The sequence below is a fragment of the Enterobacter sp. V89_11 genome (genome assembly GCF_029967775.1).
In the GTDB taxonomy this organism is placed as follows: domain Bacteria; phylum Pseudomonadota; class Gammaproteobacteria; order Enterobacterales; family Enterobacteriaceae; genus Enterobacter; species Enterobacter ludwigii.
The window spans coordinates 219,985-236,635 of the sequence record NZ_JASCAN010000005.1 but is presented as its reverse complement, the minus strand read 5'-3'; the positions used below and the strand labels follow the sequence as shown (position 1 = coordinate 236,635).

The window sequence follows — 16,651 nt, the reverse complement described above, 5'->3', positions numbered from 1 at the left end:
TGCGGCGGGCCATCCGCCGCATTTAACCTGTTTTCTCGGGGGGTACCGTGTTTCTCGCACAAGAAATTATTCGTAAAAAACGTGATGGTCATGCATTAAGCGACGAAGAGATCCGCTTCTTTATCAATGGCATTCGTGATAACACCATCTCTGAAGGGCAGATTGCTGCTCTGGCGATGACCATTTTCTTCCACGATATGTCGATGCCTGAGCGTGTATCGCTGACCATGGCGATGCGAGATTCAGGAACCGTTCTGGACTGGAAAAGCCTGAACCTCAACGGCCCGATTGTGGATAAACACTCAACCGGCGGTGTAGGTGACGTGACGTCATTGATGCTGGGCCCAATGGTGGCGGCCTGTGGTGGTTATATCCCCATGATCTCCGGGCGTGGCCTGGGACATACCGGCGGTACGCTCGACAAACTGGAAGCCATCCCGGGCTTCGATATCTTCCCGGATGACAATCGCTTCCGCGACATTATTAAAGACGTTGGTGTGGCGATTATCGGCCAGACCAGCTCTCTTGCTCCTGCCGACAAGCGCTTCTACGCGACCCGCGATATCACCGCGACCGTTGACTCTATTCCCCTGATTACCGCCTCTATCCTCGCCAAGAAACTGGCGGAAGGCCTGGATGCGCTGGTCATGGATGTGAAAGTGGGCAGCGGCGCCTTTATGCCGACCTATGAACTTTCCGCGGCGCTGGCAGAAGCCATTGTGGGCGTCTCCAACGGAGCGGGCGTGCGTACTACCGCCCTGCTGACGGACATGAACCAGGTGCTGGCGTCCAGCGCAGGCAACGCCGTGGAAGTGCGTGAAGCCGTGCAGTTCCTCACCGGTGAATACCGGAACCCGCGTCTGCTCGATGTCACCATGGCCCTGTGCGTGGAGATGCTGATCTCCGGCAAGCTCGCCAGCGATGATGCCGATGCACGCGCCAAACTTCAGGCGGTGCTGGATAACGGCAAAGCGGCAGAGATCTTCGGCCGCATGGTAGCGGCGCAGAAAGGCCCGACCGACTTCGTGGAACACTACGCGAAATACCTGCCAACGGCGACGCTCAGCAAAGCGGTCTACGCCGATACCGAAGGCTTTGTCTCGGCGATGGATACGCGCGCGCTCGGCATGGCGGTCGTGTCGATGGGCGGCGGTCGTCGTCAGGCCTCGGACACCATTGATTACAGCGTCGGCTTTACCGATATGGCGCGTCTGGGTGACAGCGTTGATGGTCAACGTCCGCTGGCCGTGATCCACGCGAAAGATGAAGCCAGCTGGCAGGAAGCGGCGAAGGCGGTGAAAGCGGCCATTACGCTTGATGATAAAGCACCGCAAAGCACACCGACTGTCTATCGCCGTATCACCGAATAGCGGTATACTGATCTGATCGATAATTTTTGAAGCACTACGTACGGAGAACAATTATGAAACGTGCATTTATTATGGTGCTGGACTCATTCGGCATCGGCGCAACCGAAGATGCAGAACGTTTTGGTGACGTGGGTTCCGATACCATGGGTCACATCGCTGAAGCCTGTGCGAAAGGCGAAGCGGACAACGGTCGTAAAGGCCCTCTGACTCTGCCAAACCTGACCCGTCTGGGTCTGGTGAAAGCCCATGAAGGTTCTACCGGTAAAATTGCAGCCGGTATGGACGGCAATGCGGAAGTGGTAGGCGCGTACGCCTGGGCGCACGAGCTCTCTTCCGGTAAAGATACCCCGTCTGGCCACTGGGAAATCGCTGGCGTGCCGGTTCTCTTCGACTGGGGCTACTTCTCCGATCACGAGAACAGCTTCCCGCAGGAGCTGCTGGACAAGCTGGTTAAGCGTGCCAATCTGCCGGGCTACCTCGGTAACTGCCACTCTTCCGGTACCGTGATTCTGGACGAACTCGGTGAAGAGCACATGAAAACCGGCAAGCCGATTTTCTACACCTCTGCCGACTCCGTGTTCCAGATTGCCTGCCACGAAGAGACCTTTGGCCTGGATAAGCTTTACGAGCTGTGCGAAATCGCACGTGAAGAGCTGACCGAAGGCGGCTATAACATCGGTCGCGTGATTGCACGTCCGTTTATCGGTGATAAAGCGGGTAACTTCCAGCGCACCGGTAACCGTCATGACCTGGCCGTTGAGCCACCGGCACCGACCGTACTGCAGAAGCTGGTTGACGAGAAAGACGGCCACGTGGTGTCCGTGGGGAAAATTGCAGACATCTATGCCAACTGCGGTATCACCAAAAAAGTGAAAGCCACCGGTCTGGATTCGCTGTTTGACGCCACCATCAAAGAGATGAAAGAAGCGGGTGACAAGACTATCGTCTTCACCAACTTCGTGGACTTCGACTCCTCCTGGGGCCACCGTCGTGACGTGGCCGGTTATGCCGCGGGACTGGAACTGTTTGACCGCCGTCTGCCGGAGCTGATGGAGCTGGTGGGTGAAGATGACATTCTGATCCTGACCGCCGACCACGGCTGCGACCCAACCTGGACCGGTACCGACCACACACGCGAGCACATTCCTGTGCTGGTGTACGGCCCGAAAGTGAAACCTGGCTCACTGGGCCACCGTGAAACCTTCGCCGATATCGGTCAGACTATTGCGAAATACTTTGGTACGTCCGACATGGAATATGGCAAGGCCATGTTCTAAACACATCCGGGCGTATCCCCTCTCCCTTCGGGAGAGGGAGAACACCATGCAGGCCGGGCAGGCGCCGCCGCCACCCGGCAAAAACACGATAAAAGGAACTGAAGATGGCAACTCCTCACATTAATGCCGAAATGGGTGATTTCGCTGACGTCGTATTGATGCCGGGCGACCCGCTGCGCGCGAAGCACATTGCAGAAACTTTCCTCGAAGACGTGCGTGAAGTGAACAACGTTCGCGGCATGCTGGGCTTCACCGGTACGTACAAAGGCCGCAAAATCTCCGTGATGGGTCACGGTATGGGTATCCCATCCTGCTCTATCTACACTAAAGAGCTGATCACCGATTTTGGCGTGAAGAAAATCATTCGCGTAGGCTCCTGCGGTGCAGTACGTATGGACGTTAAGCTGCGTGATGTGGTTATCGGCATGGGCGCGTGCACGGACTCTAAAGTTAACCGTATGCGTTTCAAAGACCATGACTTTGCCGCCATCGCTGACTTCGGCATGGTGCGTAACGCGGTTGACGCCGCAAAAGCGCTGGGCGTAGACGCACGCGTGGGTAACCTGTTCTCTGCTGACCTGTTCTATGCACCAGACGGCGGCGAGATGTTCGACGTGATGGAAAAGTACGGCATCCTGGGTGTGGAAATGGAAGCGGCTGGGATCTACGGTGTCGCGGCTGAGTTTGGCGCGAAAGCACTGACCATCTGCACCGTGTCTGACCATATCCGTACGCACGAGCAGACGACCGCTGCTGAGCGTCAGACCACCTTCAACGACATGATCAAAATCGCGCTGGAATCCGTTCTGCTGGGCGACAAAGAGTAATGTTGTACTGCCGGGCGGCGTTCGCTGCCCGGCATGCTCTTCCCGGTTACAAATACACCACGCTGATGGTCGCCTGACCGTCAAACTCCGTATCTTCTGTTAAAGACAGATTCTTCAGATTCTCGACCGCCAGCGACACGTTCAGCGGGAAAGAGACGCTGGTGACCGCCATCGGGTCGTTTTTGCCCGCCGGTGCAACGCTCATCAGACCCAAATCTTTATTGGCGATGGTACCACCGTTGGCTTTCTGCCAGCGGCTCACGCCCGCTCCCGCGGTCACGGCCGTACGGATAGGCTCAGCGTTATTGCCGTTCGCCGTCACATCGCCTGGCGTGGTGTAAATGGAGTACGCGCCGATGTTTTTACCATCGTGCGTTTTGCCCAGCCCAAAGGTGCTCATCGCACCGCGAAGTTCACCGCCGTTAGCATTGGCGTTTTTCACCTTCAGGTTACTGCTGCTGCCCGTGCTGGCGTTGGAATCGGTACGGTTATCCGCAATGCTCCAGCCCACCTTTGTTGGCGTTGGGCAGTTGATCGTCAGCATCACCCCTTTTTCGCCCAGCTGCGTAGCCTGGGTTTGCGACAAATCGCCAATATGAATCCTGCCAAAATCGATCACGCCATTATTGCTCAGCTCCGGTACACACGAGGCACCGGCAAGCGAGGCTTTGACTTTCAGCACGGCGGTATCGCCCGCGTGTGCGGATGTGGCCGCCAGGGCCAGCGCGACAACGAGTAAACATTTTTTCATTGTTAATCCTTAACATAAATAAAAAGCATGACATTGCGGGGTATTAACCCGTCAGTATTTGTAACGGTAGTGCTTTTCTACGCTTCACGCAGGCAGGTGCCTGACGCGTGAATGGGGTTATTCCTGTGTTAATAATTCCCAGGCCATATTGCTCTCAAGAAGGGTATTGTCAGCAACATGACGAAGCTGGCTGTTATTAATGACGGGAATAATCTTAAGGGTGAAGCTCATGTGTTTACCCCGCACCGGCACGGCATTTTGCCGGGCAACGAGACCTTCATTATTTTTGATAAACGCGCGTTGCGTCGGGCTTGAGGAGGGCGTAAAACCGATACGGTCCGTCGTTTTCGCCAGCGTGCAGGCATGCCCGTCAACTACCATATTGTCGGCAAGAATGGCCAGTCGCCCGTCCTGACCAAAGAGAACCCCCCCGTTGACGCCGGCAGTGGACTGCAGAAACAGCGCCATCACTCTCGGCTCCGGGCAGAAGACGTTGGCCGTAATTTCTTTGGCCGGCATTCGGTTCCAGTTCTTCTGCGAGGCGGCGATATCCGACGGTTTGAGTTGTCCAAACGAGACAACAGGCTGCGAAAACGTAACCTGACACTCTTCACTGGACGCGCGTGCGGAGAAGAGCAAAATCATGCTGGCAAACGCCGCGAATAAAAGGGAATAACAGGTTTTCACTGGCACATTCCTTCTGCTTTTTCGTAATAGGTCTCGGTATTTTTGTCTTCGCTGAGCGAATACGTGATGTGGCAAATTTTTGCCATGTTGTCGTCCACCACATACAGGGCGGGCGCATCCGTGGCGTCGGGAATAAACACGCTGCCGTTATCCATTACGCTCACGATATAACGGCTGTCTTTATCCACCACGCTAAGCCCTCTGGCGAGCCATGACCCGTCAGGGCGTTTCACGCTCAGCATTAGACGACGCGTGTTCAGCACGTGGAAATCCACCTGCGCGAATGAGCCGTAAGCTGCGGAAACGGTCTGTATCCCGTTCGATAAATCCATTCCCTGTGGCAGGGAGCTGGCATCAATGACAATCTGAGAGGTTTGCCACTCGCGCAGACCCGGCACCACGGCTTGTCCCCACGCATCGGTCCAGACGGTTCCATCGGGCGTGGTGATTTGAATACCGCTTTCCGGTTCGCTTAATCGCGCAATGCCAAAGGTGTCTTTAATCGGGTAGGGTGCAAACGTAATGCCATGACCATGCAGGGCGATGCCGCCGCTGAGGGAGGTGCTGTAATTATGCTGATTCCCGTCGTTCAGCCCTGCGGCCATGCCCAGCTGTGTGTAGTGCAGGTTGGTGCTGACATTGCCGTTAAACGACTGGGTCTTGTCCTGATTGTCGCGATCGACCGAGAGGTTGTAATTGGTGTTTTGACCCCACGATCCGCTGTCCTGAATACCGAGGTTTTGTTTTTCACCCTGGCTGCGCATATAGGTACTGATGCGCTCAGTGCCAAACGGAATGACCAGATTAAGATAGAGCAGGTCGCCATCACTTGTGCCGCCCTTCTCCGTCTCACTGCTGCTGAGGGCGTGCTGCCAGTTCACTGAGAGCGACGTGTGCCCCAGACTCTTGCCCCAGGAGACCATCAGGTAGCGGGAGCTACTGCTCTCTTCATCGCCGGCATTCTCGCTGTACTGGAATGAAAGCGAGCCAACCCATGCATTGTTCCAGTTGAGGCTGGTATTCCAGGCGCTTTGATAGCGTTGGGATTCAGCGTCCATCGCCTCGTTTAACTCCCGGTAGCCGGTGCTGTAGGTTGATGCGCTGACCCCAAGCGTGAGCTGCTCGGGCAGGGAAAGGTGACTTTGCAATTCTATCTTGCGGCCATTTTGTTGACCGTAGAACTGCGCGCGGCTCATCTGAACGCTGGGAGAAAGGAGCCAGTACTCGGCTGGCGACCATTCCAGCATCGCCCCGAGGGCCTGATACTGCTCTGCCAGCACGCCCGCCGTGACGCCGGTGAGCTGGGGCGTAAACCGGGTTCCGTCAGAAAAATTAAATACCCAGGGCGACCCCTGTTCATCCCCGGTATCGCGAACTTTACCCAACGAGACGCTGAGCCCTTCGGTGCGCGTCATCCCGCTCACGTTCAGTGAGGAGGAAGGAACCGTAAACGTCGTGGTGGAACCGTCGGTTTCGACCACGCTGATGTCCAAATCCACGTTGCCACGCACCACCGGGACATCGGTCAGAGTAAACGGACCGGCATTCACCAGCGAAGAGTAGATAACCTGCCCGGACTGACGAACGTCAACGCGCGCCTGGTTGGTGCGGGCGATGCCGGAAATAGTCGTCGCCGGAATATTCGGTTGCAGGCCCGTTTCCGGCAGGAACTGAACGCCATTAATTTGTGCGCCACTGAACAGCGCCGAGTTGACGTTAATCTGCCCCGCCTGAATGCGAAGCTTCCGTTCTTCGAAGACGTGTTCCGCGTAGGTATAGAGATTCTCTGTGCTGCGGGTTCCGTTATCGTCGGTCAGGATAAAGTTGCTGCGCAGTGTCCAGTTCGCCACGTTGAGACCGGCGCCAATATTGCCCTGGGAAAAGGTACTGTTGCCGCCGCTGCCGTACTCGTTGTAGTTGCTGAACGCACTGTAATTGATAAGACCCGCCGCACCGCCGTGCGCGTAGTATTTCGCGGCATAGAAACCATTGTCCATCGCCTCTGCGGGAACATAAATCTCAAGCGACTCCGCGTTGGGTAGCAGCGTGACGGTGGCCGTCGGGTAATCTTGCAGAAGATTATGGCAGGGCTCTTTTGCATCGATATTCAGCGGGAGAAGACCTGCCGCACGGGTAAAGTCATCATCCAGACACAGTTGCCCTTCCTCTCCCACGCGGATCGCAAGCGTGCCTTTATCGACGCCGTTAATTTTTACCTGCACGGCATGCGGCCCCGGCAGGTATCGCTGGGCCTGGGAGAAGTAGTGGGCGAGGTTGGTGCTGATACCGCGGGTCGCCAGAATATCGGTATTAAAATCCATACCGGCCGCCGATACCGACTGGGCGGGCAATGTCAAAGCCCCCAGTATGGCGGCGCGAAGCGTCTGATTACGCAAAGAGAACTCAATCACCAAAACATCCCTGTCTTACTGGCGCGTCAGGGAAGCGGTAAAGCTCTCAACTTCAATCCCGTAGCGGCTGGCCGGATTGAACTCAATGGCGTTATCGGTGCCGTTAACCGGGGGGTCGGTCTGCACCGTCATGGTCTCTCCCGGCAGGATAAACGTCTTGTTGACCAGACCTTCCGTATGCGAAGGCAGTAAGGTGACAGAGGTGGAGAAACGGACCACGTAGGCGGACGGATTCTGCACCTTGACCTCTTTCCCGGTGACTGACCAGGTCAGTAATTTCCAGGCGTCGGTGACCACCGGCAGATCTTTGGGATGGATCAGGACCGGTAAATCCTGACGCAGGTTGATCCCGACCTTCACGTTTTTATCCGTGCTCTTGGGCGGAATACCTTCGAACACCACGCGTTTGTACTGTTCAACGCTAAGCGGTTTGTCGGTTTCAAGAATAAAGCGAACCTGTTGCTCCTGGCCTGGCTCGAGGCGCACCACCGGTTGGGTGACGTTGAGTTTTACCCCCTGGTCGCCCCCGATATCCCGGATGGAGGTGTAAAGCAGGGTGGGAATGCTGTCGGTGTTTTTCACGCTCATGACGCCGCCGTGGTTCGCTTCGTCAATCAGCAGCAGGGTGGTTTCAGGCACCATTCCGGCGGCAAAAAGCGAAGCCGGAAGGGCGAGGCACAGTGAGCAGATCAAACGTGTTGATGTGTGGATCGTAGACATAGTGGGTTTCATTCGCTGGTCAGGAAAAAACTCCCCATATAACTGGAGAGTTTTGCGTCAGGGGGCTGGATTAGAGGTAAACCAGGGTGATCGTTGACTGGCCTTCAAGCTCGGTTTTGTCGGTCAGGGTCAGCTTGTCGCTTGGGGCTACGGCCAGCGCAATCTTCAGCGGGAATGCCGCGCTCATGAAGGCTAAAGGTGCACGCTGGCCGCTTTTGGAAACGGTCATGACGTCGGTGCCATCGTTGGAGAGGATGCCGCTGGTCCACATGTTCATCCAGCTTCTGCTGCTGATCGTGCCGCCGGTATACAGGGTAGCCGCGATAGGCTGTACCGCCGCACCGTCTGCGGTAACGGAGGTCAGGTAGGTAGAAATGGCATACGCACCGATGTTCTCGCCGGCGCTGGTTTTACCTACGCCGTTCAGTTGGCTGGAGCCAGATGCCTGGCCACCGTTTGCGGTAGCGTTATCCACGTGGAACTGGTTGGCTGGCAGGCTGGCACCGGCGTTGGAGTCCGCGCGATCGTCGTGAAGCGTCCAGCCCACGCGTGTGGCGGACTGGCACTTGATGGTCAGGGTGACATCTTTATGACCTGCCTGATATGGCACGCTGGAGGAGAGGGAGTCCAGACCGATTTCACCGAAGTTGGCCAGACCCCCGTTGCTGATTTCCGGCACGCAGCCTGCGCTGGTCAGTGAGCCCTGTACTTTGAGCATGGCGGTCGGTTCTGCGCAAACGGCTGTTGCCGCCATGGATAGCACGGTGGCAAGAAGAAGCTTTTTCATTGTTATTCCTTAACCTGAAAGAGAGTGACTAAAAAAGATATTTTTAGTCTGCAAAGTGCTTGCATGAATACACGTGTTAAATAACAAGCGCCGCTGATTCTATTAATGATTCACAGAATGCAATAATTAGATTTTCTAACGAGCACATTGAGATTTTATTAAGTCATTACAATCAGATATGAATGGATTTATATTCTGCTTTAAAACGGCGGAATATCCCGCCGGAGAAAAGAAAACATGACCTTAACGTATCAGAGATAAACCAGCGTAATGGTGGTTTCGCCGCTCAGCTGAGCTTCATCGGTCGTGGTCAGGCGATCGGTATTCACAATGGCCATCGAGACTTTAAACGGGAAGACGACGTTGGTAATCGCCAGCGGAGAAGATTTGCCTGGGGTGGTCGCCGTCATAATTTCTGCGTTACCGTTGGCAATAATACCGGTACTCAGGTTACGCCACATGTATTCGCCATTGCTGTTGACGTACGCCGGGGCATAAATGGCCTGAGCCGGAAGACCATTGGCGGTAACTTCATTCACGCGTGTTGCGATGGCATACGCCCCAATCTTTTCGCCCGCCGCCGTGGTGCCAACGCCATAGGTGGTGCCAGCGCCCCAGGCATCACCCCCGTTATCCGCCGCATCGCGGATGTAGAACTGGCTGGACGTCAGGTCATTTGCCGCATTGGTATCTTCTTTATTGTCCGCGATGCTCCAGGCCACTTTGGTCGCTGAAGGGCAGGTAATGGTTAACGACATGTCCTTTTGACCCATCTGATTCGTCTGGGTAGGAGAAAGTTGATCCAGGGCGATGGTGCCAAAATCGATTGAACCGCCATTGCTTAATTCAGGCGTACAGGACGCATTATTCATTTTGCCTTTCACCTTCATCACAACGGTAGAGTCGGCGAGCGCAGCGTGAGATGCCACGGCAATCAGAGTGGCGAGAAGAAGTTTTTTCACTGTTATTCCTTAACCAAAAAGTGGACATTTTCTTGTGTGCGTGTAATTAACGTATTGATTCACAAGCGCGGGAATTCTATTAATGGTCAGAGTTATTTGTGAAATGAGAAATTCTACACTCGGTTGTGAGTTTAATTAAGGGCTGTAAATACAATCATGTATGTATTTACATCTTGCGAATAATATGATGGATGCAGTATGAATAAAGGAATAAAAAACGGCGAATTAAATTCGCCGTCAGAGATACGTTATCGCCTGAGCGATAATTTAATTAGAGGTATTTTAGCGTAATGGTCGCCTGACCATCCAGTTCGGTATCTTCGGTAATGCTCAGTCTGTTGGTATTCCTGATTGCCATGGAGACTTTCATTGGGAATACGGCTTCGGTAAAGGCCATCGGCACGAGTTCACCCGGTTTGGCGACGGACATGGTTTCGTAGTCATCCAGAACAAGACGACCCGTCGTATTTTTATTCCATTTAGTCAGATTAGTGCCTCCCGCGGTAATCGCATCAGCAGGTGCGCCGTCTACCGTGACATATGGCAGGTTGGTATACACTGCCCATCCGCCAATCTTCTGGCCTTCTTTGGTAAAACCTAAACCGCTTGTGTACTGAGGGCTGAATGTCGAGCTGCCATCAACGGCAGAATCATCGACTTCAATATAATGGCCGTCAGCCAGACTGTCTTTGCGGTTGTCGTACATTGTCCAGCCGACTTTGGTCGCAGAATTACAGGTAATTGTCATGGTGATATCACGCTGGCCGAGCTGGTTATCCTCAGTCGCGCTCAGTGAGCCCATTGATATTTTGCCATAATCTACTGCACCGCCGTTGCTCATTGTAGGAGTACATGACGCGTTGGTCAGTTTGCCTTGCACTTTCATGACGGCGGTGTTAGCCGCATGGGCTGCGGTCATGGACGTTGCCGCAGCGATGGCCGCGACAAGAAGAATTTTTTTCATTGTTGTTCCTTAACGAAGAGAAATTATAGAGCTGTCGACTAGTAATGTAATCAATAGGTTTTATATATGGGTGTAACCACGGGCGGTAGTATATTGTGGCTGCTCTAAATGGTGTATTTAGAATTTCTAAACGGGCAGTAATGAAAATATAAAAGCATAGATGGTGTGAATATTTTCACGCTTTTTACGGGCATATTTCCGCTTTTATTGTTCAATTTATTATTGAAAGTTATTAGCGGTTTTCGTAAGGCCGGGAAGCATTCAATGCCCTTCCCGACGATAATATAATATTTTTTAATGAGATGGGGCTGGCTGGATCCCTGAAGCCTGCTTAAAAAATAAGAATAAGACGTTATCGCGTAAACAGGTTACATCACTCGCCCGGCGAAGCACGCCGGGCAACATGGTTTAGCGTACGGCCTGCGAAAGCCAGGCTGAAAGCTCGCCCAGCTCGATTGCCTGATTGGGGAACTCGCCACGTAATGCCTCACATGTCAGCTGCACCGTGTCGGCCCGATACAGGCAGCCCTGTAAGCGGCTGGCCAGCGCCTCCAGCGGCGCAGGGTTCAGGCTGTCCGTAAAGACCTGCGCCCGGGTAATGTGGCCTTTTTCCACGTCAAAATGAAGCTCCACGCCGCCCCAGGTGAAGCGCTCGTCCAGCAGGTGCGAGAAGGCCGGCGCCTGACCAAAGTTCCACTCCCAGCTGCTCTGACGGGCAAAGGTTTCCGCAAAGTTTGGCAGGTCAGGTGTGTTATCCGGGGAGATCACTTCGGCTTCGACCCGCTCGCCGTAGTGAGCGAAAAACGCTTCGCGGATGGCATCGCAGATCTGTTCATGGGTGATGCCCGGCAGTAATTCGGTCAGGTTGGCGACGCGGCCTCGCACGGAGGTGATACCTTTGGCCTGCAGCTTTTTCTTATCGGGATTAAGGTAATTCGCAAGACGGCTGAGGTCGGCATTCAGCAACAATGTACCGTGATGGAATCCCCGGTCCAGGGTTTCACGGTAGGCGGAGCCGGAGACTTTGCGATCCCCGTCGGGGGTTTTGACGACCAGATCGTTGCGGCCTGACGCTTCGGCAGTCACGCCCAGCGATGTCAGGGCGTTAAGCACAATCGCGGTGGAAATGGTTTTATCGTATTCAGGTTTGCCCGCCATAAAGGTAAAGCAGGTATTGCCGAGGTCGTGAAATACCGCGCCGCCGCCGCTGCTGCGTCGCGCCAGGCGGACGTTATCCTCTTCCATACGCCGGGTATTACACTCTTTCCAGGGATTCTGCGCACGGCCAATCACCACCGTATCGGCGTTGCGCCATAAAAATAACACCCGTTGAGTGGCTGGCATCTGACGGAAGATGCACTCTTCTACCGCGAGATTGAACCAGGGATCGTGAGAGTCAGAGATAAGCAGGCGTAACGTCGTCATGGCAAAGTTCCTTTTCCGAATCGTAAGCCTACTTTATCACTATTCTTTCTTATCGCCCTCGTCCTCTTCGGGCACCGATTTACTGGCGGTCAGGAGGAAAGGCGATTGCTGCCAGCGGGTGCGTTTACCCTGCAGCAGCGTGCGTGCCAGCACCACACCGATGGCCAGCGAGAGCAGCAGCATCAGGCGCAAAATATTGGTGGTGTTGTCCACCTGTTTTGCTTCGGTGGGCAGGGTGTGGGTGTCGAGCGTCAGGCGCAAATACCCGAGCGGACCATTTTTCCCCTGCACGGGTTCGACGATCTGCTGATTGAAATAGCCGCCGGCTTTTTTGCCGTCCAGCGCCAGCCTGTCACGGACGTCAACGTGCTCACCGGCACGGGCGATCAAGTCGCCCTGTTCGTCATAGACACCGGCATCAAGAATGCGGCTGTTTTCGGTTAACTGGCGTAATATCTGACCTATGCGCTTCTCGTCCGGCGTTTCGGTGCGCATCGCCGGGGCGATGTTGAGCGTGACCTGACGCACCAGAGTACGCGCCAGTTCCTCAAACTGCGGGTTACGTTGCCGCTGGTGATTCTGGCTGAACCACGATGCCCCTTGCATCAGCGCGACCAAGAGTGCGAGACATATCAGGACAATCACGGCACGATGAAGTCGGAATTTCAGTTTTGCGCGAGCCATATTCCACCTGCTGAAAATTTACGGCTTAATGTTGCCAGAAGTGATGGTTACAAGGTAGCCTCATGCGTTATTTTCCCTCTGGAACCTTCCGGCGCGAACGAATTCACAGGAGCTTCAATGCCGAACATTACCTGGTGCGACCTGCCTACGGATGTCTCTTTATGGCCAGGATTGCCGCTCTCTTTAAGTGGTGATGAGGTGATGCCTCTGGATTACCACGCTGGCCGTAGCGGCTGGCTGCTGTACGGACGCGGCCTGGACAAACAACGCCTGACCCAATATCAAACCAAACTGGGTGCAGCGATGGTCATCGTGGCGGCCTGGTGCGTAGAGGATTATCAGGTCATCCGCCTGGCAGGTTCCCTGACGCAGCGCGCGACCCGCCTGGCGCATGATGCCGGCCTGGACGTGGCGCCTCTCGGCAAAATTCCACACCTGAAAACGCCGGGTCTGCTGGTGATGGACATGGATTCCACCGCCATCCAGATCGAGTGTATCGACGAGATCGCCAGGCTTGCCGGCAGCGGCGAGCTGGTGGCCGATGTGACCGAACGCGCGATGCGCGGCGAGCTGGATTTCACCGCCAGTCTGAGACAGCGCGTAGCGACCCTGAAAGGGGCGGACGCGAACATCCTGCGCCAGGTGCGTGATGAGCTGCCGTTAATGCCGGGGCTGACGCAGCTGGTGCTGAAGTTAGAAACGCTGGGCTGGAAAGTGGCTATCGCCTCGGGCGGGTTCACCTTCTTCGCCGACTACCTTCGCGACACGTTGCGCCTGACCACCGTGGTGGCGAATGAGCTGGAAATCATGGACGGCAAGCTGACCGGCCAGGTGATCGGCGATATCGTGGATGCCCAGTACAAAGCCAATACCCTGACCCGTCTGGCGGAAAAATATGAAATTCCTGTCGTCCAGACCGTTGCCATCGGTGATGGCGCGAACGACCTGCCGATGATCAAAGCGGCAGGCCTTGGCATTGCCTACCATGCCAAGCCTAAAGTGAATGAAAAGACGGAAGTCACCATCCGTCATGCTGACCTGATGGGGGTGTTCTGCATTCTCTCCGGCAGCGTGAATCAGAAATAACGAGGTAAACCGTGGCGAAAGCTCCAAAACGCGCATTTGTCTGTAATGAATGTGGTGCGGATTATCCGCGCTGGCAGGGGCAATGTAGCGCCTGTCATGCCTGGAACACCATCACCGAAGTGCGTGGTGTGGCGGCTTCGCCGAGCGTGGCCCGCAATGAACGCCTGAGCGGTTATGCCGGCAACGCCGGTGTCGCGAAAGTGCAAAAGCTCTCGGATATTAGCCTCGAAGAGCTGCCGCGTTTCTCGACCGGCTTCAAAGAGTTTGACCGTGTGCTCGGCGGGGGAGTGGTGCCGGGCAGTGCGATCCTGATCGGCGGTAACCCGGGAGCGGGTAAATCAACACTGCTGTTGCAAACGCTCTGCAAGCTCGCCGAACAGATGAAAACCCTGTACGTCACCGGTGAAGAGTCCCTGCAGCAGGTGGCGATGCGTGCGCACCGTCTTGGCCTGCCAACCGGCAACCTCAACATGCTTTCGGAAACCAGCATTGAGCAAATCTGCATGATTGCCGAAGAAGAGCAGCCGAAGCTGATGGTTATCGACTCCATTCAGGTGATGCACATGGCGGATATCCAGTCTTCACCGGGGAGCGTGGCGCAGGTGCGTGAAACCGCCGCCTATCTCACGCGCTTTGCCAAAACGCGCGGTGTGGCGATTGTGATGGTCGGCCACGTCACGAAAGATGGCTCGCTGGCAGGGCCGAAAGTGCTGGAGCACTGTATCGACTGCTCCGTCATGCTCGACGGCGATGCCGATTCCCGTTTCCGTACGTTGCGCAGCCACAAAAACCGTTTTGGTGCGGTGAACGAGTTGGGCGTGTTTGCCATGACCGAGCAGGGGCTGCGTGAAGTCAGCAACCCGTCTGCCATCTTCCTCAGCCGGGGCGATGAAGTGACCTCCGGTAGCTCGGTGATGGTGCTCTGGGAAGGGACGCGTCCGCTGCTCGTGGAAATTCAGGCGCTGGTGGATCACTCAATGATGGGTAACCCACGGCGTGTGGCCGTTGGCCTGGAACAAAACCGCCTGGCGATCCTGTTGGCCGTACTGCACCGCCACGGCGGCCTGCAGATGGCGGATCAGGACGTGTTCGTCAACGTGGTCGGCGGGGTCAAAGTCACTGAGACCAGTGCGGATCTGGCGCTGCTGCTGGCAATGGTCTCCAGCCTGCGTGACAGACCGCTGCCGCAGGACCTGGTGGTGTTTGGTGAAGTGGGTCTGGCCGGGGAGATACGCCCGGTGCCAAGCGGCCAGGAGCGCATCTCCGAGGCGGCGAAGCACGGCTTTCGCCGCGCCATTGTGCCCGCCGCCAACGTGCCGAAAAAAATCCCGGAAGGGATGCAGGTCTTTGGCGTGAAGAAACTCGCAGATGCGTTAAATGTCTTTGACGACTTATAATTACGTATTCGATTTTGCAGGAGGCACCGTAATTTATGTCATCATTTGACTACATCAAGACCGCAATCCGCCAGAAAGGCTGCACGCTGCAGCAGGTGGCGGATGCCAGCGGCATGACCAAAGGCTACCTGAGCCAACTGCTGAACGCCAAAATCAAAAGCCCCAGCGCACAAAAGCTGGAAGCGTTGCACCGCTTTCTGGGGCTTGAATTCCCGCGTATGCAAAAGAACGTCGGCGTGGTATTTGGCAAGTTTTACCCGCTGCATACCGGGCACATCTATCTTATCCAGCGTGCCTGTAGCCAGGTGGACGAGCTGCATATCATCATGGGTTACGATGAAACCCGCGACCGTCAGCTGTTCGAGGACAGCGCCATGTCGCAGCAGCCAACCGTGCCGGATCGCCTGCGCTGGCTGCTGCAGACCTTTAAGTACCAGAAAAACATTCGTATTCATGCTTTTAATGAAGAGGGCATGGAGCCGTATCCGCACGGCTGGGATGTGTGGAGCAATGGCGTCAAAGCGTTCATGGACGAAAAAGGGATCACCCCGAACTGGATCTACACCTCTGAAGAGTCCGATGCGCCGCAGTTCCGCGAGCATCTGGGCATTGAAACCGTGCTGATCGATCCAAAGCGTACCTTTATGAACATCAGCGGGGCGCTGATCCGCGAAAACCCGTTCCGCTACTGGGATTACATCCCAACCGAGGTAAAACCGTTCTTTGTGCGCACTGTTGCGATTCTGGGCGGCGAGTCGAGCGGGAAATCGACGCTGGTCAACAAGCTGGCCAACATCTTTAACACCACCAGTGCGTGGGAGTACGGGCGTGATTACGTCTTCTCACATCTGGGCGGTGACGAGATGGCGTTGCAGTACTCCGACTACGATAAAATCGCGCTCGGTCATGCGCAGTACATTGATTTCGCGGTGAAATACGCCAATAAAGTGGCCTTCATTGATACCGATTTCGTCACCACCCAGGCGTTCTGCAAAAAATACGAGGGACGCGAGCATCCGTTTGTGCAGGCGCTGATAGACGAATACCGCTTTGACCTGGTGATTTTGCTCGAAAACAATACCCCGTGGGTTGCCGACGGGATCCGCAGCCTCGGCAGTTCCGTCGACAGAAAAGAGTTCCAGAGCATGCTCATCGACATGCTGCACGAAAATAACGTGGAGTTTGTGCATGTGGAGGAGTCAGATTACGACAGCCGTTTCCTGCGCTGCGTAGAGCTGGTGAAAGAGATGATGGGGGAGCAGGGGTAATTCCCTCATCCTAACCCTCTCCTGAGGGAGAGGGC

General features: G+C 55.3%; 15 protein-coding genes. 6 read left to right on the top strand and 9 right to left on the bottom strand.

Translation table 11 applies throughout. The features are described from left to right. The first annotated feature begins 47 nt into the window (after positions 1 to 47). From deoA to deoD, 3 genes are all read left to right on the top strand, one after another. Positions 48 to 1,370: a thymidine phosphorylase gene (gene deoA, locus QLG09_RS05895; RefSeq protein WP_020885281.1), complete on the top strand. Its 1,323-nt coding sequence runs from the start codon at positions 48 to 50 to the stop codon at positions 1,368 to 1,370. 53 nt (positions 1,371 to 1,423) lie between these two features. Then, a complete protein-coding gene (gene deoB, locus QLG09_RS05890; protein ID WP_049023047.1) occupies positions 1,424 to 2,647 on the top strand; it encodes a phosphopentomutase in 1,224 nt (407 codons plus the stop codon). Positions 2,648 to 2,751: 104 nt separating this feature from the next. Then, positions 2,752 to 3,474, top strand: coding sequence for a purine-nucleoside phosphorylase (deoD, locus tag QLG09_RS05885; RefSeq protein WP_013095492.1), 723 nt, complete (start codon positions 2,752 to 2,754; stop codon positions 3,472 to 3,474). 46 nt (positions 3,475 to 3,520) lie between these two features. Here the strand turns inward: deoD and QLG09_RS05880 are convergent, their stop codons facing one another. The 9 genes from QLG09_RS05880 to QLG09_RS05840 form a co-directional block, all read right to left on the bottom strand. Continuing rightward, positions 3,521 to 4,225 carry a DUF1120 domain-containing protein gene (locus QLG09_RS05880; protein WP_025205508.1) on the bottom strand — a complete coding sequence of 235 codons (705 nt, stop codon included), beginning with the start codon at positions 4,223 to 4,225 and terminating at the stop codon, positions 3,521 to 3,523. Between the two features lie 117 nt (positions 4,226 to 4,342). Further along, positions 4,343 to 4,912, bottom strand: coding sequence for a hypothetical protein (locus QLG09_RS05875; RefSeq protein WP_282488773.1), 570 nt, complete (start codon positions 4,910 to 4,912; stop codon positions 4,343 to 4,345). Then, positions 4,909 to 7,323 (bottom strand): fimbrial biogenesis usher protein, encoded by a 2,415-nt coding sequence (locus QLG09_RS05870; protein WP_282488772.1) that lies wholly within the window; start codon positions 7,321 to 7,323, stop codon positions 4,909 to 4,911. Before QLG09_RS05870 ends, QLG09_RS05875 begins: the two co-directional genes overlap by 4 nt. 15 nt (positions 7,324 to 7,338) lie before the next feature. Continuing rightward, on the bottom strand, positions 7,339 to 8,043 hold the full coding sequence (locus tag QLG09_RS05865; protein ID WP_282488771.1) for a fimbria/pilus chaperone family protein: 705 nt from the start codon (positions 8,041 to 8,043) through the stop codon (positions 7,339 to 7,341). 70 nt (positions 8,044 to 8,113) lie between these two features. Beyond that, on the bottom strand, positions 8,114 to 8,830 hold the full coding sequence (locus QLG09_RS05860; RefSeq protein ID WP_014168534.1) for a DUF1120 domain-containing protein: 717 nt from the start codon (positions 8,828 to 8,830) through the stop codon (positions 8,114 to 8,116). A 251-nt stretch (positions 8,831 to 9,081) separates the two neighbouring features. After that, entirely contained in the window at positions 9,082 to 9,792 is a 711-nt protein-coding gene (locus QLG09_RS05855) for a DUF1120 domain-containing protein (RefSeq protein ID WP_020885275.1), read from the bottom strand. A gap of 271 nt (positions 9,793 to 10,063) precedes the next feature. After that, positions 10,064 to 10,756 (bottom strand): DUF1120 domain-containing protein, encoded by a 693-nt coding sequence (locus QLG09_RS05850; protein WP_020885274.1) that lies wholly within the window; start codon positions 10,754 to 10,756, stop codon positions 10,064 to 10,066. A 408-nt stretch (positions 10,757 to 11,164) separates the two neighbouring features. Further along, positions 11,165 to 12,181 carry a lipoate--protein ligase LplA gene (lplA, locus tag QLG09_RS05845; protein WP_282488770.1) on the bottom strand — a complete coding sequence of 339 codons (1,017 nt, stop codon included), beginning with the start codon at positions 12,179 to 12,181 and terminating at the stop codon, positions 11,165 to 11,167. Positions 12,182 to 12,220: 39 nt separating this feature from the next. Next, positions 12,221 to 12,865: a YtjB family periplasmic protein gene (locus QLG09_RS05840; protein WP_282488769.1), complete on the bottom strand. Its 645-nt coding sequence runs from the start codon at positions 12,863 to 12,865 to the stop codon at positions 12,221 to 12,223. Between the two features lie 117 nt (positions 12,866 to 12,982). Here QLG09_RS05840 and serB point away from each other — a divergent pair, with 117 nt between their 5' ends. The 3 genes from serB to nadR are packed head-to-tail and all read left to right on the top strand — an operon-like array spanning position 12,983 to position 16,616. Next, positions 12,983 to 13,951, top strand: coding sequence for a phosphoserine phosphatase (serB, locus tag QLG09_RS05835; RefSeq protein WP_020885272.1), 969 nt, complete (start codon positions 12,983 to 12,985; stop codon positions 13,949 to 13,951). A gap of 11 nt (positions 13,952 to 13,962) precedes the next feature. Then, complete coding sequence (gene radA, locus QLG09_RS05830) at positions 13,963 to 15,348, top strand: DNA repair protein RadA (protein ID WP_014168542.1); 1,386 nt, start codon at positions 13,963 to 13,965, stop codon at positions 15,346 to 15,348. A gap of 35 nt (positions 15,349 to 15,383) precedes the next feature. Further along, positions 15,384 to 16,616: a multifunctional transcriptional regulator/nicotinamide-nucleotide adenylyltransferase/ribosylnicotinamide kinase NadR gene (nadR, locus tag QLG09_RS05825; RefSeq protein ID WP_014168543.1), complete on the top strand. Its 1,233-nt coding sequence runs from the start codon at positions 15,384 to 15,386 to the stop codon at positions 16,614 to 16,616. Positions 16,617 to 16,651: the final 35 nt, after the last annotated feature.

Excerpts from the sequence above, each read along its gene's own strand:
- QLG09_RS05880 (WP_025205508.1), bottom strand. The coding sequence starts at position 4,225 with ATGAAAAAATGTTTACTCGTTGTCGCGCTGGCCCTGGCGGCCACATCC.
- QLG09_RS05840 (WP_282488769.1), bottom strand. The coding sequence starts at position 12,865 with ATGGCTCGCGCAAAACTGAAATTCCGACTTCATCGTGCCGTGATTGTC.
- QLG09_RS05865 (WP_282488771.1), bottom strand. The coding sequence starts at position 8,043 with ATGTCTACGATCCACACATCAACACGTTTGATCTGCTCACTGTGCCTC.
- nadR (WP_014168543.1), top strand. The coding sequence starts at position 15,384 with ATGTCATCATTTGACTACATCAAGACCGCAATCCGCCAGAAAGGCTGC.
- deoD (WP_013095492.1), top strand. The coding sequence starts at position 2,752 with ATGGCAACTCCTCACATTAATGCCGAAATGGGTGATTTCGCTGACGTC.
- lplA (WP_282488770.1), bottom strand. The coding sequence starts at position 12,181 with ATGACGACGTTACGCCTGCTTATCTCTGACTCTCACGATCCCTGGTTC.
- QLG09_RS05850 (WP_020885274.1), bottom strand. The coding sequence starts at position 10,756 with ATGAAAAAAATTCTTCTTGTCGCGGCCATCGCTGCGGCAACGTCCATG.
- deoB (WP_049023047.1), top strand. The coding sequence starts at position 1,424 with ATGAAACGTGCATTTATTATGGTGCTGGACTCATTCGGCATCGGCGCA.
- QLG09_RS05860 (WP_014168534.1), bottom strand. The coding sequence starts at position 8,830 with ATGAAAAAGCTTCTTCTTGCCACCGTGCTATCCATGGCGGCAACAGCC.
- serB (WP_020885272.1), top strand. The coding sequence starts at position 12,983 with ATGCCGAACATTACCTGGTGCGACCTGCCTACGGATGTCTCTTTATGG.